Origin of the sequence: Burkholderia sp. IMCC1007 (assembly GCF_027257875.1) — a bacterium.
Lineage (GTDB): Bacteria > Pseudomonadota > Gammaproteobacteria > Burkholderiales > Burkholderiaceae > Burkholderia.
In genome coordinates this window covers 1-24,620 of sequence record NZ_JAPVQY010000084.1, presented here as the reverse complement: position 1 = coordinate 24,620, position 24,620 = coordinate 1, and the positions used below count along the sequence as shown (strand labels likewise).

The window sequence follows — 24,620 nt, the reverse complement described above, 5'->3', positions numbered from 1 at the left end:
ACTCGATGCAGCTGCTTGACCTGATCGAGCCCAAGGCGTCTACGCCTCGCCCGGGCGAGAGCGCGCCCGGTACTACCGTCGTGATCGATGCCGCTACGGCACACCGTGGTCGGTTGATGCTCGCCTACGCCAAGACGCAGACGGGTGAATTGCGGGATCGACTTACTTACTGCGTGGTCAAGATGCCGACCGAATGGGCGCGGGACGATTTCGATAAGCGCTGGGGTTGGCTGCGAGGCCCCGAAGGGGCGAATCCGGTTAAAAATATTGTGTTTCCGATAAGCCTTGACGAACCGGCGTATCAAAGATTCAAGCGCCATCATCAGGCTTTGGCGTTTTGGGAGGACGCCATGGAGAAAGGACTCGCACTGAAGACCGAGCACTATCACTTTCATCCTCTGCAATTTATCAATTTTTTTAAGAGATGTGGATGGCTCTCTCGAAACGAGATGGTGCAAGTATTGCCAAATGCAAAAATCGGTGACGTTGATCGTTTTAGGCTCCCAATAAATCACTGTATGAGAAAGTACTTGGGAGAAAGCCCCGTCCGTAGAAGTCACTTTCTCGGACAAATGGCACATGAAACAGGGAGTCTATCAGGCACCATGGCCGAAAAAGGCAACTCTGCTGCGAGCCGGCAGTACGAGACCGATGGCGATTATTTCCGTGGGCCGGATAGCTACGTTAAATTTCTGCGTGGTAATGGTTTTGAGAAAATAAATAATGATCTGGGAAATGAATATTCTCCATCCGGGACCGGTGATGGAATAAAGTTCAGGGGGCGAGGTAGTCTCCAGATTACCGGGCGAGCAAACTATGCCAGTTACTGGGTATATCGCGGATGGTTGAAAAAATCTTCATTTGATGAGCGTTGGTGGAGTATTACTGGTTGGTGGGACGCTCCCAGAAAACGAGAAATTCGCCCTGCTGTTATAAATGATCCGCAGCGAATTTCGGCGCGAGAGTCCGGGAATGAGTACAACCCGGTTGACGTGGGCGGGATGTTTTGGGTGGAGAAAAAGATCAGTGGTGCGTGTGATTCTGAAAGTCAAAATATAATGGCCGCAACCACTTCCGATACGGTTTCCATGAAAATAAATCGCTATGATACTGATACCTTCCGGGCTAGGCGAACGCGGGTAGAGGTGGCAAAGAAAGTTATTTGTGATGCGCTTCGCTAATTCGCCAGAATTTCCTCCAGCTAGGAGAGCATTGTGGAAATTAAGTCGAGTATATTTTTCGCAATTGCTTGCTGTATTGCATTGTTTTTTTTGTCATTGCCTTGTTTTGCCTATAAATCGTGTGGTTCCGGTGAGGTGAAGACGATCCAGATGGAGGCATCTAAGGGGGAAATGTCCAAAGTAGACGTCAGGTTCTGTCCGGGCGGAGAAGTCGGGCACGTCTCTGTCAGCATGTTTACCGGGAAAAATAAACAGCAATACAGATTTGATGTCGATAACCAGGCTTATTCTGTAAGCATCGATCCTGAAGTAGACTTGAAACATGGCGGTGGGCGTAGCGTCGGTATATCAAACGGTCGTGGAAGGTCCGGGGATGGCATGTGGTATTGGATTTTTGATAAAAAAACCAAATTATTCAAATATGCTGGAGAGGCGCCAAGGCTTCAGTCATCGAAAACGAAATCCGGGACGTTTTTTGCGATTGAGAGTGGTAGTGGGGAAGTGCAGTCAACGCGTTACAATTATAGATTAAAGAATGACAGGTTGACTATGGTGGGTGCTATAAAGTTCATTCCGGTTGAGGAAGAATACGAAATTTCAGTTATGACTTGCTCGTCAGATTTGCGATGTTGGGAGGTTAAGCGGTTGAAAAACGTTTCTGAAGAGAGAGTTCAGAGGTGCATGAATGGAACAGACGATTGTGAAAAATCATAAAATATAGTTGGTTGAGTGAAAGTGAGGTGCGTGAGCTATTACCGATGGACATCATACGGCAGCAGGGCGTGACAGCAGACATTTAGTCCATGTTGGGACTGGAACACCTTCGAGTGTCGTCGTCGCTCGAGGTAATGTTGTGGCGAATCCTGACGATGCAACCCAGGGCATGGGGGCGTGCTGGTCGTGGATGGGAGCGTCAAAATATGCAGACGAAGTCATGACTTTGCAGAAGGCGGTTGTGCGAACAAACAGTGGAGAAAGGGCCTATTGCTTCAGTGAGTGTGACAGCCGTGAAAATGCTTTGCATCACCAGCGCTTTCCTGATCGCATCGGCATCTAGCTATGCAGGCGAAGTAACGTCGAATGACTTCAAGCGTCTCTTACCGTCACGTTCCCATACGCGAAGTGAAATTCGAATCGTGGGAGAGTGCCAATTCACCGTTGAAAATGAATCAGATGCTGTGGAGTATCGTATTGATTATGGCAAGGAGGAGTATGCGACGTATGTAACGCAGCCACTTGATGTTCGACCAGCTATCACCATAACGCTCACGATCGGTTGCGCGAGTGGCGAGAACGAAGATGTCGATGGTGCCATGGGCGCAAACGAGAACATTGTCAAATCCTCGCAAGACGGCAAGTGGTCGCTATCGAAGAAGGGTATCCAGCAGACGGAGCCCAGGCTAGACGTCACGAATATAGTGAACGGGGCTACTCGGGGTTATGTGTTGATCGCGACTTCAGATGTAATGCCATCGCAAAATAATGTTGCCTTCTGCGTGACGGATCAGCAACAGGTTTTGTGTGGGGGGGCGGTACTGTCCGCTCCTCTGTTGCAAGAGAGGACGAGAAATTCGGTCGTGAACTTGATTCGAGGGATCAAGCTCGTTCCTTTCCCACGGCCCAGCACGAAGTTGACGATACCGATGGGACCAGCCATTGCGACTCGATGCTCTCTGCGTAATGTTGGTGCAACAAGCGGAAATGCCTTCTTGGAGCAACTCACTTCTATGGCGCCGCGGGCGTAGGCACGGTTTCATGCTGTCACGGCGGCCATATAGTCAATCGTGCCGCCGTTTGAGATAAGCGGATAATAATCCCGAGGAGTGGATGATACGGATTATCGGTTTTATCGCATGTGGATTTTTAATTTCTGGCGGCAACGATATTTTTGCTGGCGTGGTGGACGAGTCAACCAGTTTTCGCGGGAGTTCGGTTCAAATCGCGACTCGGTGCCATAGTGCTGATAGTCGTATGAGTTGTGGAGTTTTTGCATCTAGGAAGGATGTCGAGAAAAGGTTGTTTAATTTTCCAAATCCGCCGAGCCATATATCAATGGTCTCCGGGGTCTTCATTATTGAATTCCCCTGCGGAACGCAATGCTCGGCAACTTATTTCTATAGCGAGCAGAAGGGGCTAGGCGGCCCGTTTCCCTTCGTTGAAGCCTATGATCTAGACCGAGGCGTGGTTCTGCTCAGCGAGAAGAATCCGCTTCCTATGTATCCTATTTTCTCGAAGGCATCGCGCATTGTTGGGGAGGCCGAAGTGGACTTGGCAAATGGAGCTGATACTTTTGCATCAATCAAAAAGGTGGTCGTTGATGGTCACAAATTCGTCATTACCTATGTCGATCGTCGTGGAGAAGTTGTCACAATTCGTTATCAGGTCCCACTGTCGAAGGGGGTGCCGGCGCACTAGGTCGATTAAACACCACCGGATACGGATTCTCGAGTAAGGTTCGTACTTGAAATGTCGCTCTCGCCATGATGAAAGAGAGGCCCGAGTGCAGGTACCCGCGTAGACACCCGCACTCGGACCTTAACGAGAGTAACTGAATCTTCGAATCGGATAGCGGCTAGCGCAGGCTCGCGATCGCTGGCATACGGACGTCCGGGTCAGCTGATAGCAGGGCAACGCGTTCTTGTTGCACACCGCGTGTCACCTGAGCCTTGTTTTGCCCGCTCCGCGGAGCCACCACACGCCGCTCGTCCTGCAACAACGTGCGCGGCAACGCGAAGCCCTTGAACAGCGGCTGCGTAAACGGGTTGTTCGCCTTCTCCGTACTGATCCGATAACGCATACCTCCATCCGGCGCAGCAAAGCTGATATCGACGCTGGTGCTGGTGGCGCCGTTGAGACGGGCTTGACTGAGCAGACGGTAGAGCGACCACGGCCCGCGATAGAGCAGCCCGCTGCTGCTGCCGCCGGCGTTCACCAGGGTCATGCGGCTTTCGTTGCTGGGCGCGAGGGTGTTCGGCCAGATAAGGGCGGTGCTGGTGGTAGGCCCGTGGTTGTAGGTGATCAGTTGCCCTTCCACGCTGAGCGCGCTGCTGCGCTTGTTCGCGGCCAGCCCCAGGGGTTCGATATAGAACTGCACACCCAACTGTCCGCGGCTATTGAAGAAAGCGTCGCTGATTTTATCGGCAGCCCTCAACTGCGCGAGCACGTCGTCGCGCACCAGGTAACCGCCGAGGCGTTCGGAGTACAGCGCTTGGAGATTGTCCTGGATGAACACGTTGAGGTACTTGTCGCGGAACTGCTGCAACCGGCCCTGCGGCCCGAAGAAGGCGGTGAAGTCGTCCAGCGAGACTTCCTCGCGGCTGGCCGGGTCGAACGGATAGCGGTTGGCCAGGCGCTCGCGGTAGAAGCCATACACGTCGGCGTCCCAGCGCCTTTCCAGCTCGCGCAACGCTTCCACCAGGATCACGCGTGAGGACTCGTCGGCCAGTTTGCCGACCTGATGGTTCAGCGGCTCAGGCAAGCCGGCGGCGATTCGTTTCAGGTTCGCGACGGGATCGGGGCCTTTGAGCGCGAACCGTTCCAGTACGACATTGAGTGCTGCCTTGCTGCGATCCGGACTGTCGTGAACCGCACGCACGGTGTCCTGCACCGCGTTGATACTCTGCATGGTTTCGTCGAGATAAGCAGCGCGCTCGCTCTTGGCGTCGAGCAACTGGCTTATCGGCGCGAACGCGCGGGCAATGGTGATGACCGGCAACGGCTCATCCGCGGTCTCGACCGGTTGAACGACCTTGGCGACCGGTAAAGCAGCCTTGGCCTGGCTTCCGGCCGCATCGGCGCTGGCCGCGGAGACCGACTTGGCGCCGAGCTCGCTGTTGTCGCGCACCGTTTCGACCAAGCGGCGCAGCGGCGCCGCCGGGCTGGTGACGCTACCCAGGATGGTGACGGCCTGACCGATGTCCTGGAAGTCGCGCACGGCGATGTGATTGAGATTGCGCTGCCAGGTATCGATATAGTCGCGGCTGTACAGCGCGCGGATGCGGTCGGCCAGCGCACGCTTGTCGGCGTCGGAGTAATCGATGTCGCGCCGTTCCCCAAGCGCCCACTGGTCGATCATGGCCAGTTCAGTGAGATCCTGGCTATGCAGTGCGAAGTAGGTGCGATAGCCCTTGGCGGTAAGCAGCGCATCGATGCGACCGTCGGTAGCTATGTTGCCCGCCTTCGCCGGTGCAGTGCTTTCAGGCTCGTAGACGATATCGTAGGCCGGGCCGATTTCGTTGCGCAGATCCAGCGGGGCGCGCAGCGACGCGTCGGCTTGGCGACGCATCGTCATGTAGACCCGCTGGGGCAGCGGAATCGTGCGCAGCTCGCGTTGCACGGTCGATACACGCTCTTGATATTGCGGCAGGCGAGTGTCGGCGTACTTCATCGCATAGTCGAGATGGCGCATCAGCGCGCGTTGCACACCATCTTCGCCAGGGAACGCACTCTGCCACTGCGTCGTCATCCAGTTCTCGACGACCGGCGGCCGGCGATTGGGTCGATCTTCGATCATGCGGTAGACCCGCAGCGCGGCGAGTTGCGTGTCGCCGTTGGTGCCGGGACCATCGAGCTGTTGCATCACGCCGCTCGCCAGTGCCGGCAGGAAGCGCTGCGACAGCAGGGCGAGGTAGGCCTGATCGACCTTGGGGCCGATCGTGCGCCCCTGGTACAGACCGAGGTCCGCCACAATGGGCCAAGCGTCGCGGTAGTTGCCGTAGACGGCAACTGCGCTGGCGATCTGGTCCAGCGGTTTCAGCAGGTTGCGGCCGGTGGGGTCGAGCGTGCCGTCGATGGCGTGGGTACTGAACGCGCGGCTACGCTCGAGTACGGCGAGGGCCTTGTCGCGGTTCAACGTGTAGTAGTGGTACCACGCACCGATCATCAGCACGCTGCCCAGCGACGCCACGCCGAAGCGCAGCGCAAGCGCATGCTTCTTTTCGGCGATGACCCTGGGGTTATCGCCGGCGAGGCCCGACTCCGGATAGACGACGCGCTGGAACAGGTGCTGCGCGAAGTAGACGAGGGCACGCCCGCTGGGATGCATGACGCTGGCCGGCTCGCGCAACGCGTAGGCCTGCGACGCGGTGGCGATGAACGCGTTGTTGAGCACGCCCTGCTGGTAGACCGACGAGAAGAACACGCCGCGCGGCAGCGCGGGGGTGACGTAGCGATCACTGCCCAGAACGTCAGCGAGGAAGCCGAGCAGCACGGGGCGCAGGCCGCTGAGTTGCCGGGTCAGCGAGTACAGCGCTTCGCGCTGAACCAGCTCGGGCACGTCGGCGAGCGCGTCGAACACCTGTTCGTTGAGGCGATTGAGGAAGCCGTCGTAGCGCGTGCCAAGCTCATCCAGCCACGCATCGTAGCGCTGGACCGAATCAAGGGTGAAGCTGAAGCCGAAGATATCCTCACGAACCGACTTGGGCAACCGTGCGAACAGCGTTTCGAAGCCTTCCAGCAGGTCGAACTTGCTGAGCACCACGTACAGCGGCGGCCGCGTGCCCAGCTGACGGCTCAATTCGGCCAACCTTGCGCGCAGCAGTGCTGCGAGCGCCTTGCGATCGCTCGCGCGCTGATGCGTGAGGGTCTCCAGGCTGACCATCAGCACGACGCCGTTGAGCGGCCGGCGGCTGCGGTTGCGACCGAGCCAGCTGACGAAGCTGTCCCAGAGTCGCGCGTGGAGGTCTTCCGGCAACGCGCCATGCTGCGCCAGCCGCGCTGGCAGGGCGGCTGGCTCGTCGCCTTCGCCAGCTTGGGCAATCCGCGGCTGGCTGATCAGTTCACCGGGTGGATCGATAAGCACCGCCTCGTCGCCTATCCACCAGTCGATCGGGTAGACCTTGTCCGGATCTTCCTGCAGGCGTCGACTGCCAGCCTTGATTTCGCCGGTGAGCGAGAAAGTTTGGCCGGACCGGTTGACGAAGCTGGTCTTGCCGGAATTTTCCTGTCCCAACACGAGATACCAGGGCAACTGGTACAACGCATGCCGGCCCTTCAGGTTGGCTTGCAGCAACGCGAGGCTGCGATCGAGGTCGCGCTCCTGTGCCTCGACGTAACGCAGGCTCGGGTCGATCTGCTGTTCTTGCAGATGCCGCTGTTCTGCCTCCAGACCCATGGCACGCTTGCGCTGGCGCAACGCCCAGACCAGCAGCGGCACGATCAGCAGGACCACCGTGGCCAGGACCCGTGCAGTCAGGCTTGCCAGCGGCCGATGTTCGCCCCAGCTCCACTTGGGACCGAGCCACCAGATGGCCGCCAGGACGATCGCCAGCAGCAGGAGTTGCAACAGGGGCGCGCGTTGGCGGCCCCGGCGCACGATGAGTAGGCCATAGCGTTTCAGTTTGGACCCGATGTTCCACATGACGATGCTCCCTGTTTAATCCTTGTGCCCCACGGCATCCGGTAGTTGGCGTTCGAGAAGCTTGAAGAGGTTGGGCTCCCACTCGGGCGCCGACGCGTGTTGCATGGTCTGGTACGCGCGAGCGAATAAACCGTCTGCCAGCCAGGTGAGACCGCGCGGATGCAGCAGTTCGGCGGCGATGGCCATGACGTGGCAGCGATGCCGCAGATCGGCCGCTTCCTGCTGGATGGCCTCTAGCCGATGCAGCATGGGTTCGATGCCTTGCACATCGAGCAAGCCGTGCAGCTCTTCGCGCACGGCCGCGTAATCATGGCTGGCGGCGGTGGATGTGCCGCTGGCCGCTGCACCGCTGATCCAGACCTGCGTTTCGGTGTCCGCGAATGGGCGCCCGTCGGCGAATTCCAGCTTGAGCAGTGCGGGCAGCCGGGTGACGAAGCGCTCGGTCGCCTGGCGGATGGCCTCGGCGACGAGCGGCATCTCCAACCGTTGCGCGATGCCGGCCGCGAGGTAGCTGCCGCGCAGCCAGTACGGTGACGATGTGACGCTGCGCTCGACCCGCTGCAACAGCACGGGATCGACGGCATGCGCACTGAGCGCCTTTGCATAGCCGTCAGCCACGTCCGCCGGAACGGCCATCAGTTCTGTCTGGTGGTGCTTTCGGGGCGGCGGTGCATTGGTGAGATGCGCCCACAACGCGAACCGCCGCAGCAGATAGCCGGTAGGGTCGTAGGCGTCCTGCTGATTGATGATCTCGGCGGCAGCGAGCAGCGATTTGCGCCCTTCGCGCTCATGGCCCGGGGTGGTCGCGCTCGGCGCGAAGAACGCGTCGGTCAGTACCTCCCCGCGCGCGGGCGCGTTGAGCCTGGCGTCCGCCAACTCCGGCGCCCGCAGCGCCTCGGCCTTTTGTCGCAGCAGGCCTTCGAGCTTTGTGAGGGTGGGGACGTCGAGCTTGGCGCTGTCGGCGCAGCGTTGCAGACTATCCAGTGCAGCTTGGCCGGCTTTGTAGAACGCTTCGCCATAGCCGGTACTCTCCAATGCGGCCAGACTATCGGCGAGGCGCGCCAGCAATTGGTCGACCAGCCGTCGCTTGGCCGCATAACCGGCGGCGCCGGGGCGCGGATAGCTCGTCTCCCAGTAGCGTTCGACCATGCCGGCCAGCACGCCGGTCGCCTCGGCCCAACCTCGCCAACTACGCGTGCGTGCGCGCGCGGTCAGCAGGTGCCCGGCGATGCGGAGGTGCTTGCACTGACTGCGCAGGTAATTTTGCGCGGCCTCATCGACGTAAGGCCAGTCGATGGTCGGCTCCTGCAGGCTGCCGAGTTTGACCATCTCGTGGTCGACGCCTTGGAACGTGTCGTCTTCCTCGTCGAAGATGCCGGCGGGCTGGCGTGCGTCCAGCGGTGCCAGCAGCGCCTCGAGATCCAACGGTGCGGGCAGTTTCACCAGTGACATGCCTCGCGTTGCTGGGACAGTTGCTTATGCAGTTGCGCGACATCGAACACCAGCCCGTCAAAGGGGGCGTGGTCGCTTTCGATCTGCAGGCGCTGGGCCGGCCGGGTCAGCGGGCGAAGTTGTTCGACCGCGACCAGCCCGCGCCCCGCATCCGTTACGGTGCCGTCCTCGACGACCTGCCAGGGGCGGCTGTCCGAAACGGGGCGACCGTCCAGCAGCAGCCGGAGATTGGCGCGATTGATCGGCAACGCCTCGGCAGTCAGCAGTTGCAGGCGAGAGATGTTTTGCAGGCAGCTGATCGCAAGGTAGAGACGCGGCGTGGTGCCGCCCAGCGCCGGCGCGGAGATGACCACTTTATCCTGACCGGGCAATCCATCCGGCGTGCGCATCAGCAGCGATCCGGTGTCGCCGGCACGGCGTTTGGCTTCGTTGGTCTCGACCAGCAAAGTGATGTCCGGTCGTTTGACCTTGGCTGATGCCGATGCCGACTCCGACGCTACCGCAGGCGCTGCGGCGGCCGGCGCGGATGCCGGCGCGGCCGGAGTACCGGCTCGGGAATCGAAACAAGCCAGCCGCTCCTGCGGCGACACGATGGCCGCGCATGCGCGATCGGCGCTGACGCCGGTGTGCGCGCGGTCGCAGCCGACCAGCGCGGCAGTAGACAGCAATGCCAGATTGAGCCATCTCATGATTGGCTATCCTCTCCATTCAGATTCCACTCCTGGCATTTGCGCGCCAGGGTGCGTTTGGGTATGCCAAGACTGAGCGCCGCCTCCCGCCGCGAGCCGTCGAGCCGGCGCAGCCGCTCGCTGACCACGAGACGCTCGAACTGGAGCAACGAGTTGCGTAGATCGTCGGTGTGCAACAACTGTTGCAGTGTCGATGCAATCGCAGACGGCGGCGCGTTTGGCGCGTCGGGCAGAGGGTCGTCCAGGTCGGCCAGCAGATCGCCGCAGAGGTGTCGACCGGGCGCGGTGCGTTCGGCCGCGGCCAGCACGAGGCTGCGCAACTCGCGCACATTGCCGGGAAACGCATGCGTTTGCAGGCGTGCGAGTGCGCTGGCGGAGATGCCGGCGACGTTGCCCTGGCATTCCCGGTTGTACTGGAGCAGCATGTGCGTCACTAACGCGGGGATGTCTTCGGGGCGCTCGCGCAAGGACGGTATGCGCAACGTGCGTTGGCGAATACGGAAATACAGGTCTTCACGAAAGGTGCCGTCGCGTACGAGCGTCGGCAGGGACCGGTGGGTGGCGCAGATCAACCGGAAATCGGACGCCTGCTCACGCGTCGCGCCTAACGGCCGGTATTTCTTTTCGTTCAACAGACGCAGCAGGCTGCCTTGCAGCTCTAGCGGCATATCGCCGATTTCGTCGAGGAACAGCGTGCCGCCATGCGCTTCGGCAACCAGTCCGGCGCGGGCCTGAGTGGCGCCGGTATAGGCGCCGCGCGCCGCGCCAAACAGCTCCGCTTCGATCAGGTCCTTCGGGATGGCTGCGCAGTTCACGGGAACGAATTTGCCGTGGCGCGATGAGGCTTGGTGGATCAGCCAGGCTGCGTGATCCTTGCCCGAACCGGTCTCGCCGGTGAGCAGCAGCGAGAGCGCGGAGTCCGCCAGTCGTAGCATGTCGTCTCGCAGTCGGCCGGCGGTGGGCCCTACGCCGACGAATTCAGCAGCCAGCAGGCGCGCGGCGCGCGCGCGTCCCTGTTCGAGTTCGCGCTCCCGGTCGGCGCTCTGCTGTCGCGTCTCGGCACGCTGCGTTTCCGGCGAGGCTTGCAGGCGGGTCAGCAACACGTGGTGCAACGTGACGAGTTCCTGCCATGCCGGATCGGCGTGCCAAACGCGCAGCGCGGCGTCATCGCCGAACAGGGCGAAGACGCCGACGACTTCATGCCGGAGACCATGGACCGGCAATACCAGTAGGGCGCCGCGCACACCAAGTTGCTCGCGCAGCGCGTCGAAGCCCGCACCGACCTCGACCAGTGCGTCCACGCGCGCGACATGGCACGGCTTGGCGTCGGTCAGGCAATACACCAGCGGGTTGTCCAGTTCCTGCATCGATATCGTGGGAAGGGTGGCGGCATCGGTCATGTGGGCCCGTGCAAGCGGAAGCAGGCGGTCGCCTGCGCGCTCGCGCCAGTAGCAAACCGCTTGCTCGATTCCCGTGCCATCGCAGGCAGCGTGCAACCATCCGCGAGCGAGCGACGCCACGGTGTTCGCCTGCGCCAGTTCGCGCGCCAGCAGGATGGCTTCCACGGTGTCCATGCCCAGCCCCGCTCAGTGCAACGCGACCTGAAAAGCGCCGTCTTTCCAGTGCAACTCCGCACGCTCGAACGTTCTCCTCTGGGCCTGTCGCTGCAAGACGGCGAGCGACAACGGCGGCAACAGGTCGCCATCGATGCTCGCGTCGAGCATGCGTGCGCCGTTCGAATGCCGCACGCAGCGTGCGCGCAATTCGGCATGCGCGCAGTCGGCGACTTCGAGGGTGGCGCTATAGCGCTCCACGAATTGCCGCCGTAGTCGCTGCAAGCGGCTGTCGACGATGTCGCTCAGTACGGCCTCGTCGAGGTAGCGGTACGCCACCACCTGCATCCGTGCCAACAAGGCTGGCTTGAAGAAGGCGGTCAAGCGTACACGGAGCGTGTCGGCATCAAGATCGGACAACGAAGGATCGTCGTGGTCGAACCCAAGGTTCGAGGTCAGGAAGAACAGGATGTTCTGGCAGTCGATGCGACGGCCTTCGCCGTCGGCCAATTCGCCCTTGTCGAAAGCCTGGTAGAACACGTTCAGCACTTCCGGATGCGCTTTTTCCACCTCGTCCAACAGCACCACGGAATACGGTTGCCTGCGGATCGCCTCGGTGAGCACGCCACCTTCGCCATAGCCGACATAGCCGGGCGGCGCGCCCAGCAGGCGCGACACGGTGTGCTTTTCCTGGTACTCGGACATGTTGATCGTGGTCAGGAAACGCTCGCCGCCGAACAGCGCATCGGCGATCGCTAGCGCCGTCTCGGTCTTGCCCACACCACTGGGGCCGACCAGCAGGAATGCTCCCATCGGCGTGCCTGGCCGCCGAAGGTCGGCCACCGCAGTGAGCAAGCGACGATGCACGGCCTCCAGTGCAGCATCCTGTCCTTTGACCCGCGCGCGCAGCGTGGCGGGAAGTTGTTCGATGCGGGTGAACTGATCGCTGTTGATGATGGTGGCCGGTATGCCGGTCCAGTCCGCGATAACCTGGGCGATCTGCTCGGCGCCGACGTCGGCGTGCAGCAATGCGCCGTCGGCCTGCAATTCGGCCAGGCGGGCCATCCAGCCTGGCAGTGCCGGGGAGGCATCGTCGGTCGATTCCGACTCGGCGCGCAGGGACACGATCATATCGACCGCAGTTTTTTGTTGCTCCCAGGCGGTGCGTATCGCCGCGATGCGTTCTTCCACCTGCTGCCGGGCTTCGCGCAGCATGTCCAGGCGCTTCGTCGCTGGTGCGCGGCCCGCTCGCGCATCGCGCGACAGCTGATCGGCTTCCGCGTCGATCTGCCGAAGGTCGTTCTCGAGCGCCGTCAGGCGGCGGGGCGGTTCGGCTAGCGCAGTCGCTACCCGCGCACAGGCGGTATCGAGCACGTCGATGGCTTTGTCGGGCAACTGCCGACCGCTCAAGTAGCGCGCAGATAGAGCGGCGGCGGCTTGCAGCGCTTCGTCGGCGATATAGACGCGATGCGCTTGCTCATACACCGAGCACAGGCCGCGCAGGATATGCACGGCAGCTTCCGGACTGGGCTCTTCGAGCTTCACCAGCTGGAAGCGTCGTGCCAGTGCAGGGTCCTTCTCGAAGTACTTTTTGTACTCCGACCAAGTGGTGGCGGCGATCGTGCGTAGCGTGCCACGCGCGAGCGCCGGCTTGAGCAGGTTGGCTGCATCGCTGCCGCCGGCGGCATTGCCGGCGCCGATCAGCGTATGCGCTTCGTCGATGAAAAGGATGATCGGCTGCGACGAAGCCTGGACTTCGTCGACAACCGCCTTCAGGCGTTTCTCGAATTCGCCCTTGACCGACGCGCCGGCCTGCAGTGCGCCGAGGTCCAGCCCCCAAAGCTGAACGCCGCGCAGTGGCTCAGGCACACGCTCCTGCACGATACGCAAAGCGAGCCCTTCGACCACGGCGCTTTTGCCGACGCCGGCATCCCCGACCACGATGGGATTGTTCTTGCGTCGCCGCGACAGGATGTCAACCATGAGATCGATCTCGGCATCTCGGCAGAGCACCGGATCGATGCGCCCGTCGCGGGCGTGGGCGGTGAAATCGTGACCGAATCGGGCCAGCGCGCTGTCTTTGCGGCCGGCGTCGGGCCGACGCTCGACGGGGGCTGCATTCGCGGCTTCCGTCGAAGCGGCCAATAACGCGTCGAAGCGTTTGCGCAGCGGCTCCCGGCTGATGTTGTCGAACAGGCGTATCGCTGCCAGGGGCAGGTAGCGGCCGGGGTTGAGCAGCACGGCGAGCAGCAGGGCGCCGCTGCGTATCTGCGACTGCCCGAGTTCCACCGAACTGAGCAGCCACGCTTCCTGCAGCAGTTCGACCAGCAGCGGCGAGAAGGAAGGGTACCGGGCATGTCCGCCGTCCCCTTCCGGGAACGCGGTCGACAGCGCCTGCCGAGCTGCGTCGGGATCGACGTCCGTATCGCGCAACACGATACGCACATCGCACTGAGGTGCATCCAGCAGCTTGAACAGCAGATGAGATACCGTCACTTCGGCTCCGCGTTGCCCGATACAGAGGCTGCCGGCTTCTTCCAGGGCGTGTCGACACAACGCATTGAGGCGCTCGAAAAGCGCCGAAAGATCTACCGTGATCATCTATTGGAAGTATCCGTTGTTATTTGAGATAGGCTTTTCTCAAAAAAATAAATCCAGATTTTTCAAGAGCAAAGGGCGGCCTGCGCCATTAAGTTCAGCGCATGATAAGGCGGTCTAATTGTCACTGGAAAGTCGTGGCAAATATGCTGCGAGATTGCCGAAACATAAATCATCTTGGCGCCATTTTTATACAAGAAGTCTTCGGTGGAAGCCGAAATAGAGCATCTCGCACGTTTGTCGTCAAGACGTGTTTATTTTTTTATAAAAATCGGACATGTCTGATTTCAATCCCGTCCGTTGCCAATTATTCTTCCGAGTCACAGGCGGTCGGCTACCCGATGAAAATCAACCGGGTAGCGGGGTTGGCGGATTCAAGTTCCTTTGCCGCTGTCCGTAGTTTTATCGAGACTGGGTCATTAATTCGCCTTGGCTCGTCTTTTTTTGTATTTCACTCGGAAGAACGTCACAAATTACAACGCGAGGGGCTTATGGCAAAGCAAGGATCGGTTGCACCCAAGGAGCGCATCAGTATTCGCTACGTTCCGGCAGCTGGCGGGGAGCAGGAAGAAGTCGAGCTTCCGCTGAAATTATTGGTGACCGGGGATTTCAAAGGTCACGAGGACGACGTTGCACTCGAAGATCGTGTTCCCGTGAACATCAACAAGGACAACTTCGATCAGGTGATGTCGGAGTTCGGGCTCGGCGTGGCGATGGATGTATCGGCCCTGCTGGAGCAGAGAGGCGAGAGCGACACCATGCGCGTCGACCTCAAGTTCAAGGCGATCGACGACTTCAATCCCGATGCTATTGCCCGACAGGTGCCCGAATTGCGCAAGCTGCTCGAGCTGCGTGAGGCGCTGGTCGCGCTGAAGGGGCCCATGGGCAACATACCGGCGTTCCGCAGGCAACTGCAGGCCATGCTGGGCGACGACGCGTCCCGCGGTCAGCTTGCCAAGGAATTGGAGCAACTGCTGGCAGCCGAGCAGGCCTGACGGCCGGCCGTGTTTCCTCTTCCCGCAAGCAAAGGACATAACGATGACGAATGTACAATCCGCCGCTGCTCGCCCGCAACAAACGGCGCCGCAAGCAGGTCTGCTGGCCCAGATCATGGCGCAGACCCGTCTGCAGCCTGCCCACGAGGGCTATGCCGTCGCCGAGCGCGGCGTGGCAGCCTTTATCGCCGAGATGCTCAAGAGCGATGCGCGTGAACAACCGGTCAACAAGCAGTTGGTCGACCAGATGATCGCCGAGATCGACGCCAAGCTCGGCAAGCAAATGGACGCCATTCTGCATCAGCCCGAATTGCAGGCGCTGGAATCGGCCTGGCGCGGCCTCAAGCTGCTGGTGGATCGCACGGACTTCCGCGAGAACATCCTCATCGACGTCTTCCAGGCCACCAAGCGCGAGTTGCTGGAGGACTTCGAAAGTGCTGCGGACATCACGCGCAGCGGTTTCTACAAACACGTCTACACCGCAGGCTATGGGCAGTTCGGTGGCAAGCCGATCGGCTGCGTGGTGAGCAACTATACGTTCGGCCCGTCCGCGCCGGACATCAAGCTGCTCAACTACGTCGCGGCGCTTGGTGCCATGGCGCATGCACCGTTCCTCGGTGCGGCCGGCCCTGAAATGCTCAACCTGGAGTCGTTCCAGGACGTGCCGAATCTCAAGGAAGTCAAAGATATCTTCGAAGGCCCGCGCTTCGCCAAATGGCGGGCGCTGCGCGAATCGGAAGACGCGCGCTATCTCGGTCTGACCATGCCGCGCTTCCTGTTGCGCCAGCCGTATGACCCGCTGGAAAACTCGGTGCGCAGCTTCGCTTACCGCGAGACCATCGATGGCCGGCATGCCAATTATCTGTGGGGCAATACCTCCTATCTGCTGGCCAGCCGTATCGCCGATAGCTTCGCCAAGTACCGCTGGTGCCCGAACATCATCGGCCCGCAGTCCGGCGGCACCGTGGACGAGTTGCCGGTCCACCTGTATGAGTCGCTCGGTCAGTTGCAAGCCAAGATTCCGACCGAGGTGCTGATTTCAGATCGCAAGGAGTACGAGCTGTCTGCGGAAGGGTTCATCCCGCTGACAATGCGTAAGGATAGCGACAACGCCGCCTTCTTCTCGGCGAACTCGGTGCAAAAGCCCAAGGTGTTCCAGAACACGCCGGAAGGTCAAGCCGCGCAGACCAACTACATGCTCGGCACGCAATTGCCGTACATGTTCATTCCCAATCGGCTGGCGCACTACATCAAGGTGCTGCAACGCGAGCAGATCGGGAGCTGGAAGGAGCGCCAGGACCTCGAGCGGGAACTCAACAACTGGCTGCGCCAGTACATCGCGGACCAGGAAAGCCCGACCTCCGACGTGCGCAGCCGCCGCCCGCTGCGGGCCGCCAAAGTCGTTGTTCAAGACGTCTCGGGCAACCCCGGCTGGTATCAGGTCTCGCTGTCCTTGCGACCTCACTTCAAGTACATGGGCGCCAGCTTCGACTTGTCGCTGGTCGGCCGGCTCGACAAGGAATGACGGGGAGCCTGACGCATGCCGCGTTCGCTGGGCCAGGGAAGCCTGTTCGACCGTCTCGACCCGGACCTGCCGCCGCGCCGCCAGCGCACGCGGCAGGAGTTGGCCGCCGAGCGCGTCCATGCGATCAAGCGCCATCTCGAACGCATCTTCAATAGCCGCCAGGGCGGCTCGCAAAGCTGCCCTGAATTCGGGCTGCAAGATCTGAACGACGCCGCGGCCAGCCAGATGGACTTGCGCGAGCAGGTCTGCCTGGATGTCCGTGCAGCGGTGACCGCGTACGAGCCTCGGGTACAGGTGCTCGACGTCTGTCCGGTCGCCTTGCACGGTCAGCCCGCGGGGTTGCGTTTTCGATTGCACTGTCTGGTTCCGCTCAACGATGCAGCGGAGGCGGTGGAGATTGATCTGCTGGTCCAGCACCGAGAGCGCAGGATCAATGTGAGGTAGCGGAGGCCTGATGCCACTGAAGCGAAAGTTCCGCGAAGAATTGGACTACATGCGCCGTCTCGGCCGGGTATTCGCACGCAACAATCCCCAGCTTGCCCGATACCTGGGCGAGGAGGCCACCGACCCCGATGTCGAGCGGCTGATGGAAGGCTTTGCCTTCCTGACAGCCAAGCTGCGCCTGAAGATCGACGACGACTTCCCGGAGCTGACCCATCCGCTGCTGCAATTGCTGTGGCCCAATTATCTGCGTCCGTTGCCCAGCGCCACGATCATGCAGTTCCGTCCGATGGATCGCTCCGTGACGGAGCGCCATGTGATCAGGCGTGGCGCGCGTACGCGTTCCCGTGACGTCGATGGCATCGCCTGCGAGTACCGTACCTGCGCCGATGTAGCGATTTATCCGTTGCAGATCGATGAGGTCAGTGACGCACACTCGCTGGAGAAGTCGATCGTTCGCGTGGATCTGTCCACCCTCAGCCGCAATCCGCCCAGCACCTACGATTGCGATCAACTGGACTTCTACTTGAGCGGGGATGACTACACCGCGCTCACGCTTTATCTGTGGCTGGCCAAATACCTGGGCGAGATCCGCTTCGAGTACCGTGGGACCGTGCAGCACATCTCGGCGAGCCAGATGTTGTTTCACGGCTTTACCCAGGACCAGGCGCTGCTGCCTTATCCGAAGAATGCGCTGGACGGCTACCGGATATTGCAGGAGTACTTTCAATTTCCGCGCCGGTTCTTTTTCTTCGGCATTCGAAACCTGCGTTCGCTCTGGCCCACCGAGCAAACAGATCGCATCCGCATCGAGTTCCACTTTACGCGGCCGATGCCCGAGGACGTGAGGATTCGCACGAGCGACCTGGCGCTGTACTGTGCGCCCGCGGTGAACCTGTTCGAGCGTGATGCGGAGCCCGTGCGGATGACCGGCAAAGCGCTGGACTACCGGGTAGTGCCGGCAGGGCAACGGACGGATGCGTATGAAATCTTCAGCATCGACCGCGTCGACGGCTGGAAGAACGACGGCAGCGGGCAGTCCGGCGAATGGTTGCGCACCTACGAGCCCTTTGAGTCGCTGCGCCATCAGATCGACTACGAACGCGGTCGCACCACGCTTTACTATCGCACCCGTATCGATCCCGCCCTGACCGCCGACGGCGTCGAGCACCGCGTCTCGTTCGTGCGCAGCGACGAGCGCAATTACGTGGGGCGCGACGAGACCGTTTCGCTGGCGCTGACCTGTACCAATCGCGACCTCCCGCTGGCTCTCGGGGCTGGCGATGTTTGCATCGCCACGTCGGATACGCCGACCTTCGTCACGTGCCGCAATCTCATTGCACCGACGCCATCCTATCGGCCGGTACTGGACGGCAATTTGCAATGGCGGCTGATCTCCAATCTGTCTCCGACCTATCTGTCCCTGCTGTCCGCCGATCCGCTGAAGGCCATCATCGCCGCGTATGACTTCGCCGCGCATCACGACATTCAACGGCGCCGTACTACGCAAAAGCGGCTCGATGCCCTGCGGGAGATCGTTACCGTACCGGTTGACAGGATGTTCCAGGCATTGCCGATCCGAGGCATTCGCAGCGTCATCACACTCGATCAGCAGGGGTTCGCCTGCGAAGGTGATCTATACCTGTTCGGCACCGTGCTGAGCCATTTCCTCGCGCTATACAGCAGCATTTCGTCCTTCCACGTGCTGGAGGCGGTCAACACCACAAATCAGGAGCACTACGCATGGCCCATGCGCAGCGGGACGCAATCCCTGATTTGATCGACACGTTACTGAGCGAGGCAAGGTCGCACGACTTCTTCGTCCTTCTGGAGCGGCTGCACGTGCTGCTCGGCGACAACCTGGAAGCGCCGGACAGCGATGAGCCTGAGCGTCAACGCATCCGGCTGAGCAACTACGCCGGCCTGGGTTTTCCGGCCTCTGACGTGTCTCGCGCCGAGCGCTTGCTGACGAGTGATCCGCATCAGATCGAAGTGCAGGCGACATTCTTCGGCATGCATGGTCCCGACTCGCCATTGCCGTCCCATTACGTGGAACGGCTGGCCTACGAGGCCGGCCAGGGCGTTGGCATTCGTCCGGCGTTTTTCGACGTATTCCATCACCGCCTGTTGACGCTGCTGCATCAGGCGTGGCGCAAGTATCGGCACTACATCCGTTTTCGTCCCGGCGCGAGCGACCCGCTGTCGCAACGTCTGTTCGCCCTGATCGGCCTGGAAAACACCGCCATTCGCGGGGCCACGCCGATCGCGTGGAGCCGGCTGCTCAGTTTTGCCGGCGCGGTGGTGCATCGCAGCCGTTCGCCCGCGATGGTGGCCGGGCTGATCGCCCACTGCTTCGACCTCGATGACGTTGCGATCCGGGATTTCGAACTGCGTCACACGGATATCGATCCCGGCGACCGGGTTCAGTTGGGCTGTGTCAACGGCATGCTGGGCGAGAGCTTTCGGGTGGGCGACAGCGTGCGCACGCGCCACAGCAAATTCACGATCGTTATCGCGAACCTCAGCCAGGCGCGCTTCCGCGAATTCCTCCCGCGCGGGGAAAACTTCGAGCGTTTGCGTCAACTGGTCGCCTTCCTGCTGCGCGACCCGACGCCGTGCGATCTCGAACTGGCACTACGGGAAAACGAAATCACCTCCTTCAACCTCGCGGACGGCATCGGCACCGAATTGGGCTGGACCAGCTTTCTTGAGCAACCTGCCCTGCGCAAGCCGCCCCGCGTTCGACTCACGGTACGCGCATGAATACGCTGATTACGGCACCTCGTCTGTCCTTGGTGGTGAGCAACCCGCAGGCTTTGCAGCAAGGCACGGCGCCTCGGCACAGCTTCGACCCGGAAGGCGGCACCATCGGGTCACTGGAGGCCAGTTGGGTGCTTCATGATCGCGCCGGAAGCGTGCACCCGCAGCACTGTGAGATACGTTTCGAGGATGGCGGCTACCTTGTCGTCGATCGCAGTGGCGACACGCGCGTCAACGACCAGACGAGCCCGCTGGGACTGCATGCCAGCGCGCGATTGCGCAACTCGGACATCCTGCACGTCGGCCCCTACCGTCTTACGGTTCATCTCGACCACGACGCGCACGCGTTGCCCGACCCGTCGCGCGTGCTGGCGCAGCACGACGTCGTCGAATTGCTGCAGCGGCCCGACGACTCCCTCGACAGTCTGCCCGCCGCCGCGCCTGAACCGGCGCATGCCGCTGCGAGCGGAAACCCCGATTGGGCTGCGTTCCAGGCGCTGAGCGAGCCCGCGCCTCCACAAGGCCAGCTCGATCCGTTGCGGGCGCTGGATCTGGCCGCCTCGGCCGGTGCGGCAGCTGCGCAGACACCGCTTGATTCTCACCACTACGGCGCAACGACACTGGCTGCGCAAGCCGATTTCGCCACCACGCCGCTGGAAGCTTTCCACGGCAGCCCCGTTCATGCCTCAGGAGCCCGCACCATGTTGGAACAGGATCGCATCGACCCCGCCGCTCGTGATTGGATACACGCACGGCAGGCGAATGGCCAGGATGCGGCCGCCGTGGTCAAACCGCTGGTCGACGGTCTCGGCGCGCCGGTGGGTGCGCTGGACGCCGAGGCAGCCTACGCGCTGCTATACGAGGCAGGCCGCAGCCTGAGTGCGGCAATTCACGGCCTGAGCGCGCTGCATGGCGGCGTGTCGGGTGCCACCAACCGCCAGGCCTTCGCCGCGCGCACGCTGCAACCGATCGAAGATAACCCGTTGCGTCTGGGCCAGGGCTATCCCGATACCGTACGGGCGATGTTCGCCGCCAAACGTAGTTTGGTGCATCTGTCGCCGGCGGCAGCGATCGAAGAATCGCTGGAGCAGGTCCAGCGCCAGCAGCACGCTACGCGGCAGGCGATCACCGCTGGCCTGAGCGTGCTGCTACAGGCCTTTTCCCCGGAGCAGCTCCAGCGGCGCTTCGCTCGCTACCGGCCGCCACAAGCTGGCCACGCGAACAACGAGGGCTGGCCGTGGGAGATGTACGGGCACTACTACGACGAGTTGGTGTCCAGCCGCCAGCAGGGTTTCGACAAACTGTTCTGGGAGGTCTTCGACCAGGTTTTCGATCAGGCCATGCGCGCGGAGGCGCGATGAAGCGAGCCGTCGCGCTCGTGCTTGCCGGCATGTTGCTTGCCGGTTGCAGTACCGTGGGCAACGTGTTTAAAAAGACGGGGCAGGTACTGATGGACCCGTCCATTCCGGTGGGCACGCCGGACGACCAGCCGACCCAGATCGCGTTGAGCCTGTATGCCGGCGCTGACGTCAATCCCAATCCGGTCAGCGAGCCAGCGATCGAGAGCGACGATGTCGTGGGCCCCGTCGATACGCTGGACGAGGGAGGGCCATTCGCGATCAGTTTCAGCGGGGCGACTCAGGAAGACGTCGTGCGCGGTCTGCGCGCGTTGCTCGATCGTCTTGAAGATGAGGGGAAGGCCAAGCCGCCGGCATCCAAAAGGCCGAGTCTGCGGACGCCTGCAAGAGGCGCGCTGGACGAAGCCCATCCGCCGTTGCCCGGCGATTCGGCCGTGCCTGGCGTGCAGCGCGTCGCGGCAGCCGCTAATCCACTGCTTCCGCCGCTTCCGCCGCACTGGCCCAGTCACCGCTACGCGAGTGACGACCTGTCGACGGGCGAACCCGGCCATGCGCCAAACCTCGGGCAATACCGCAAGAGCGCCAGCCTGACTGAGCCTGGCGCGCCGGCGCCAGCCACGACCACGGCGGCGACGCCGGTTTCCTTCCGGGTGATTCAGCTCAAGGACGACGCGATGCTGGTCAATGGCAGTCTCGAACTCATTCAGCAGAATCCGAAGAAAGCCCTGGGCAGCGCCTTCCTGGCCGCGGATGACTACATCCTTGCGCCGGGCCAGTTCAAGTTCATCGAGTTCAGCCCGATTGAAACCAAAGCGCGCTATGTGGCCGTGGTCGCCAACTTCCACGATCCCAACGCGAACCGCAGTTACGACGTCTACCGGCTTGAGCCGCGCGGGCGCAAGTACGCGCTGCTGATCACCCTGCAGGACACCCGCGTCGCCATTACCGACGAAGCCTACCGCCCACCGCGATCGGCGGCGACCTCACCGAGCAAGAAACCATGACTACCCGTAATCCCGTCGTCTGGAGCGAAGGGCTGTTCGTCAAGCCACAGCACTTCCAGCAAACCAGCCGCTTCCTCGAACACTATGTCAACCTCCGCCTCGGCAGCCGGTATGCGTATGGTTTCAGCGAACTGGAGTTGAACCAGGACTTTCTCGCGTTCGGCAAGATCGCGATCGTTCGTGCGCGCGGCATCATGCCCGATGGCACCGCGTTCGATATTCCGCATGACCAGCCGCCGCCCACGCCGTTGGTGATCGCCGACGCCACCGCGGCCAACCAGACCGTTTACGTGACTTTGCCGGTGCGCTCCGACGGCATGGCCGAAGTCCGTTGGCCCGACACGCTTGGCAACACCCGCTATGTGCTGCGCGACGAGGACGTGCGCGATACCCATAGCCATCAGGGCGCCCACGTCGCCGTCGGGCTCGCCGTGCCCAACCTGCAACTGGCTCTGGAGCGGGACGACCGCAGCGCATTCACGGGATTGGCGCTCGGCCGTATTCTCGATCGACGCCCTGATGGCAGCCTGCTGATGGACGACGGTTTCTACGTCACCGGCATCCAGTTGCGCGCCATTCGCCAGCTGGCGCACTTCATCGAAGAAATCGCCACATTGATGCACGAGCGGGCCAAGAGTATCGCCGAGCGGATCGGTTCGCCCGGGCAGGCCGGCGTGGCGGATGTGACCGACTTCAACCTGTTGCAGGCGCTCAATCGCTGGCATCACTTGTTCCGCCATCTGGCGCGCGATCCCGATGTGCGTCCGCTCGATGCCTATCTCGCCTGCGGTCAGGCTTGTGGCGAACTCGTCACGTTCACGGATGAAGCGCGCGTGCCACCGGAATTTCCGGCGTACCAGCACGACAACCCGCAAGCGAGCTTCCGTCTGCTGCAAGACACGCTGCGTCGTGTGCTGACCACCGTACTGCAACCGCGTGCCGTTTCGTTGCCGCTGACCAAGCAGGCTCATGGCGTGCTGACCGCCCAGGTCAACGATCCGAGCCTGATGCAGAGCGCCGAATTCATTCTGGCGGTACGCGCGCGCATGCCGTTGGAGCAGATGCGTCAGCTCTTCCTGCAGCAGGCCAAGGTGGCCTCGCAGCAGACCCTGCTGGAACTCATCCGGCTGCAATTGCCCGGTATTCCGCTTAGCCCGTTGCCGGTGGCGCCGCGTCATCTGCCGTTCCATGCCGGCTTTACGTACTTCCAGCTCGATCGTACCCACCCGAACTGGCAGCGGCTGATGCAGAAGGGCGCTACGGGCTTCGGCTTCCATATCACCGGCGATTTCCCGGAACTGGAATTGCAGTTCTGGGCCATTCGGAGTCAATGACATGACCATCACCATCGAGGTTCGAAACGATCGGGTCGATCGTGCGCCGCCGCCGTTGCCGCAAGGGGAGGAGGTGCCGCTGTCCGATTTCCAGCGCACGCCATTTATTGCGCCGGTCGGCGATAAGGGCAGCATGCTCTATCAATCGGTGCATCGAATCGATGGCGACGAAGACCTGCAATTCCGGTTGCGCGGCCACAGCTTCAACCCGTTGGTGGATGCTGCGCAGCCATTGATGGGCCTGGTTATTCGTTTGCGCCGCCTCGATCGGTGCGACGACATATCGAAGCTCTACGCCAGCGTGCGTGACCAGATCACGGCGTTGTCAGAGGAGGTTCGCCAGTTGGGCTATGACGGCGCGACGCAGTTGGCCTATCGCTACGCGCTGTGCGCGTTCATCGACGAAGCGGTGATGGCCACGGCCTGGGGGCATGTTTCGGTATGGCGGGAGCGCTCGCTGCTCAGCTATCACCACAACGAAACCTGGGGTGGCGAGAAGTTCTTTACCGTTCTCGCGCGCATGCAGATGGAGCCCGAGAAATACCGCGACGTGCTGGAGTTCAAGTACCTGTGCCTCTGCCTGGGTTTTCGAGGCAAGTATGGTCAGCAGCACAACCAGCAGGAGTCACTCAACGCGATCATCAGCAAGCTCCATCGGCTCCTGCGGCCGTTGCGCGGCGATGCGCCCGAGCGCCTCACCGACGCGCCGGCGCACGTTGTGACGCGCAGCTATCGTCTTGGACGGCAGTGGCCGCTGTGGACGCCTTGGGCGCTCGCACTCGTCGTGCTGACTGGCGCCTATCTCGTCTTTGCCGTGAAGCTTGGCGGCACCACCGAGCTGGTCCTGCAATCGCTGGACCGTGTCCTCAAGCCATAAGCGAGGGGAGCCACATGCCCACGCAATCCGACCTGCGCTTTACCTTTGCTGTCGGTGACGAACCGTTCGAGGTCGTCGAGTTCACGCTGCATGAGGGGTTGTCCGAGACCTTCCTGTTGCAGGTCGAACTGGCCAGCGGCAACGCCGCGATCGACTTCGGGCAGGTGCTCGACCACAACGGCCTGCTGACGATCTGGCAAGGCGCGCGGCCGGTGCGCTACGTGCATGGCACGGTGTCGTCGTTCGAGCAGGGGGAGACCGGCTTCCGGCGCACGCGTTACTCGGCCGTGATGGAACCGCGTCTGGCACGCCTGAAGCTGTCGTCGGACTGGCGCATCTTCCAGACGCTCAACGTCACCGAGATCGCGAGCGCGGTGCTCAAGGCGCACGGCCTGACGTTGGACTATGAGCAGCGCATCACCAACGAACACTTGCCGCGCGAGTATTGCGTACAGGCCGGTGACACCGACTACGATTTTGTCGAACGCATCTTGC

General features: G+C 61.6%; 18 protein-coding genes and 1 pseudogene. 14 read left to right on the top strand and 5 right to left on the bottom strand.

Annotation, left to right across the window (positions count from 1 at the left end):
• The 4 genes and pseudogenes from O1Q03_RS37250 to O1Q03_RS37235 all read left to right on the top strand — a co-directional run.
• A pseudogene (locus tag O1Q03_RS37250) lies at positions 1-1,181 on the top strand (hypothetical protein); the annotation flags it as partial.
• Positions 1,182-1,214: 33 nt separating this feature from the next.
• Positions 1,215-1,895 carry a hypothetical protein gene (locus O1Q03_RS37245; RefSeq protein ID WP_269510597.1) on the top strand — a complete coding sequence of 227 codons (681 nt, stop codon included), beginning with the start codon at positions 1,215-1,217 and terminating at the stop codon, positions 1,893-1,895.
• Between the two features lie 299 nt (positions 1,896-2,194).
• Positions 2,195-2,926 (top strand): hypothetical protein, encoded by a 732-nt coding sequence (locus O1Q03_RS37240; RefSeq protein ID WP_269510594.1) that lies wholly within the window; start codon positions 2,195-2,197, stop codon positions 2,924-2,926.
• A gap of 82 nt (positions 2,927-3,008) precedes the next feature.
• Positions 3,009-3,596 (top strand): hypothetical protein, encoded by a 588-nt coding sequence (locus tag O1Q03_RS37235; protein ID WP_269510591.1) that lies wholly within the window; start codon positions 3,009-3,011, stop codon positions 3,594-3,596.
• Positions 3,597-3,753: 157 nt separating this feature from the next.
• Here O1Q03_RS37235 and tssM read toward each other — a convergent pair whose 3' ends face one another.
• The 5 genes from tssM to tssH are packed head-to-tail and all read right to left on the bottom strand — an operon-like array spanning position 3,754 to position 13,834.
• Positions 3,754-7,539 carry a type VI secretion system membrane subunit TssM gene (gene tssM / locus O1Q03_RS37230; protein WP_269510588.1) on the bottom strand — a complete coding sequence of 1,262 codons (3,786 nt, stop codon included), beginning with the start codon at positions 7,537-7,539 and terminating at the stop codon, positions 3,754-3,756.
• A gap of 15 nt (positions 7,540-7,554) precedes the next feature.
• Positions 7,555-8,991 carry a type VI secretion system protein TssA gene (gene tssA / locus O1Q03_RS37225; protein ID WP_269510585.1) on the bottom strand — a complete coding sequence of 479 codons (1,437 nt, stop codon included), beginning with the start codon at positions 8,989-8,991 and terminating at the stop codon, positions 7,555-7,557.
• Complete coding sequence (gene vasI / locus O1Q03_RS37220; protein ID WP_269510583.1) at positions 8,979-9,680, bottom strand: type VI secretion system-associated protein VasI; 702 nt, start codon at positions 9,678-9,680, stop codon at positions 8,979-8,981. The genes tssA and vasI overlap by 13 nt, the downstream gene beginning before the upstream one ends.
• Positions 9,677-11,254, bottom strand: a complete 1,578-nt coding sequence (locus tag O1Q03_RS37215) for a sigma 54-interacting transcriptional regulator (RefSeq protein WP_269510580.1) — start codon at positions 11,252-11,254, stop codon at positions 9,677-9,679. The genes vasI and O1Q03_RS37215 overlap by 4 nt, the downstream gene beginning before the upstream one ends.
• Before the next feature lie 12 nt (positions 11,255-11,266).
• Positions 11,267-13,834: a type VI secretion system ATPase TssH gene (gene tssH, locus O1Q03_RS37210; RefSeq protein ID WP_269510579.1), complete on the bottom strand. Its 2,568-nt coding sequence runs from the start codon at positions 13,832-13,834 to the stop codon at positions 11,267-11,269.
• Positions 13,835-14,322: 488 nt separating this feature from the next.
• Here tssH and tssB point away from each other — a divergent pair, with 488 nt between their 5' ends.
• The 10 genes from tssB to O1Q03_RS37160 all read left to right on the top strand — a co-directional run.
• The gene (tssB, locus tag O1Q03_RS37205) at positions 14,323-14,826 is read left to right on the top strand and encodes a type VI secretion system contractile sheath small subunit (protein WP_269510600.1); all 504 of its coding nucleotides are present in this window, start codon (positions 14,323-14,325) and stop codon (positions 14,824-14,826) included.
• Positions 14,827-14,869: 43 nt separating this feature from the next.
• A complete protein-coding gene (tssC, locus tag O1Q03_RS37200) occupies positions 14,870-16,351 on the top strand; it encodes a type VI secretion system contractile sheath large subunit (protein WP_269510576.1) in 1,482 nt (493 codons plus the stop codon).
• 15 nt (positions 16,352-16,366) lie between these two features.
• The gene (gene tssE, locus O1Q03_RS37195; protein WP_269510573.1) at positions 16,367-16,795 is read left to right on the top strand and encodes a type VI secretion system baseplate subunit TssE; all 429 of its coding nucleotides are present in this window, start codon (positions 16,367-16,369) and stop codon (positions 16,793-16,795) included.
• 10 nt (positions 16,796-16,805) lie between these two features.
• On the top strand, positions 16,806-18,572 hold the full coding sequence (tssF, locus tag O1Q03_RS37190) for a type VI secretion system baseplate subunit TssF (protein ID WP_269510570.1): 1,767 nt from the start codon (positions 16,806-16,808) through the stop codon (positions 18,570-18,572).
• Entirely contained in the window at positions 18,536-19,555 is a 1,020-nt protein-coding gene (gene tssG, locus O1Q03_RS37185; RefSeq protein ID WP_269510567.1) for a type VI secretion system baseplate subunit TssG, read from the top strand. Before tssF ends, tssG begins: the two co-directional genes overlap by 37 nt.
• Positions 19,552-20,913, top strand: coding sequence for a type VI secretion system-associated FHA domain protein TagH (gene tagH / locus O1Q03_RS37180; protein WP_269510564.1), 1,362 nt, complete (start codon positions 19,552-19,554; stop codon positions 20,911-20,913). Before tssG ends, tagH begins: the two co-directional genes overlap by 4 nt.
• Positions 20,910-21,914, top strand: coding sequence for a type VI secretion system lipoprotein TssJ (gene tssJ / locus O1Q03_RS37175; protein ID WP_269510561.1), 1,005 nt, complete (start codon positions 20,910-20,912; stop codon positions 21,912-21,914). The genes tagH and tssJ overlap by 4 nt, the downstream gene beginning before the upstream one ends.
• Positions 21,911-23,248, top strand: a complete 1,338-nt coding sequence (gene tssK, locus O1Q03_RS37170) for a type VI secretion system baseplate subunit TssK (protein WP_269510558.1) — start codon at positions 21,911-21,913, stop codon at positions 23,246-23,248. The genes tssJ and tssK overlap by 4 nt, the downstream gene beginning before the upstream one ends.
• Position 23,249: 1 nt before the next feature.
• Positions 23,250-24,125: a type IVB secretion system protein IcmH/DotU gene (icmH, locus tag O1Q03_RS37165; protein WP_269510555.1), complete on the top strand. Its 876-nt coding sequence runs from the start codon at positions 23,250-23,252 to the stop codon at positions 24,123-24,125.
• A 14-nt stretch (positions 24,126-24,139) separates the two neighbouring features.
• Positions 24,140-24,620, top strand: a 481-nt coding sequence (locus O1Q03_RS37160) for a contractile injection system protein, VgrG/Pvc8 family (RefSeq protein ID WP_269510552.1), incomplete at its 3' end; no start/stop codon positions are given.

Excerpts from the sequence above, each read along its gene's own strand:
- vasI (WP_269510583.1), bottom strand. The coding sequence starts at position 9,680 with ATGAGATGGCTCAATCTGGCATTGCTGTCTACTGCCGCGCTGGTCGGC.
- tagH (WP_269510564.1), top strand. The coding sequence starts at position 19,552 with ATGAATACGCTGATTACGGCACCTCGTCTGTCCTTGGTGGTGAGCAAC.
- icmH (WP_269510555.1), top strand. The coding sequence starts at position 23,250 with ATGACCATCACCATCGAGGTTCGAAACGATCGGGTCGATCGTGCGCCG.
- O1Q03_RS37235 (WP_269510591.1), top strand. The coding sequence starts at position 3,009 with ATGATACGGATTATCGGTTTTATCGCATGTGGATTTTTAATTTCTGGC.
- tssG (WP_269510567.1), top strand. The coding sequence starts at position 18,536 with ATGGCCCATGCGCAGCGGGACGCAATCCCTGATTTGATCGACACGTTA.
- tssA (WP_269510585.1), bottom strand. The coding sequence starts at position 8,991 with ATGTCACTGGTGAAACTGCCCGCACCGTTGGATCTCGAGGCGCTGCTG.
- tssK (WP_269510558.1), top strand. The coding sequence starts at position 21,911 with ATGACTACCCGTAATCCCGTCGTCTGGAGCGAAGGGCTGTTCGTCAAG.
- tssH (WP_269510579.1), bottom strand. The coding sequence starts at position 13,834 with ATGATCACGGTAGATCTTTCGGCGCTTTTCGAGCGCCTCAATGCGTTG.
- tssJ (WP_269510561.1), top strand. The coding sequence starts at position 20,910 with ATGAAGCGAGCCGTCGCGCTCGTGCTTGCCGGCATGTTGCTTGCCGGT.
- tssM (WP_269510588.1), bottom strand. The coding sequence starts at position 7,539 with ATGTGGAACATCGGGTCCAAACTGAAACGCTATGGCCTACTCATCGTG.
- O1Q03_RS37240 (WP_269510594.1), top strand. The coding sequence starts at position 2,195 with ATGCTTTGCATCACCAGCGCTTTCCTGATCGCATCGGCATCTAGCTAT.
- tssC (WP_269510576.1), top strand. The coding sequence starts at position 14,870 with ATGACGAATGTACAATCCGCCGCTGCTCGCCCGCAACAAACGGCGCCG.
- tssF (WP_269510570.1), top strand. The coding sequence starts at position 16,806 with ATGCCACTGAAGCGAAAGTTCCGCGAAGAATTGGACTACATGCGCCGT.
- tssE (WP_269510573.1), top strand. The coding sequence starts at position 16,367 with ATGCCGCGTTCGCTGGGCCAGGGAAGCCTGTTCGACCGTCTCGACCCG.
- O1Q03_RS37215 (WP_269510580.1), bottom strand. The coding sequence starts at position 11,254 with ATGGACACCGTGGAAGCCATCCTGCTGGCGCGCGAACTGGCGCAGGCG.
- tssB (WP_269510600.1), top strand. The coding sequence starts at position 14,323 with ATGGCAAAGCAAGGATCGGTTGCACCCAAGGAGCGCATCAGTATTCGC.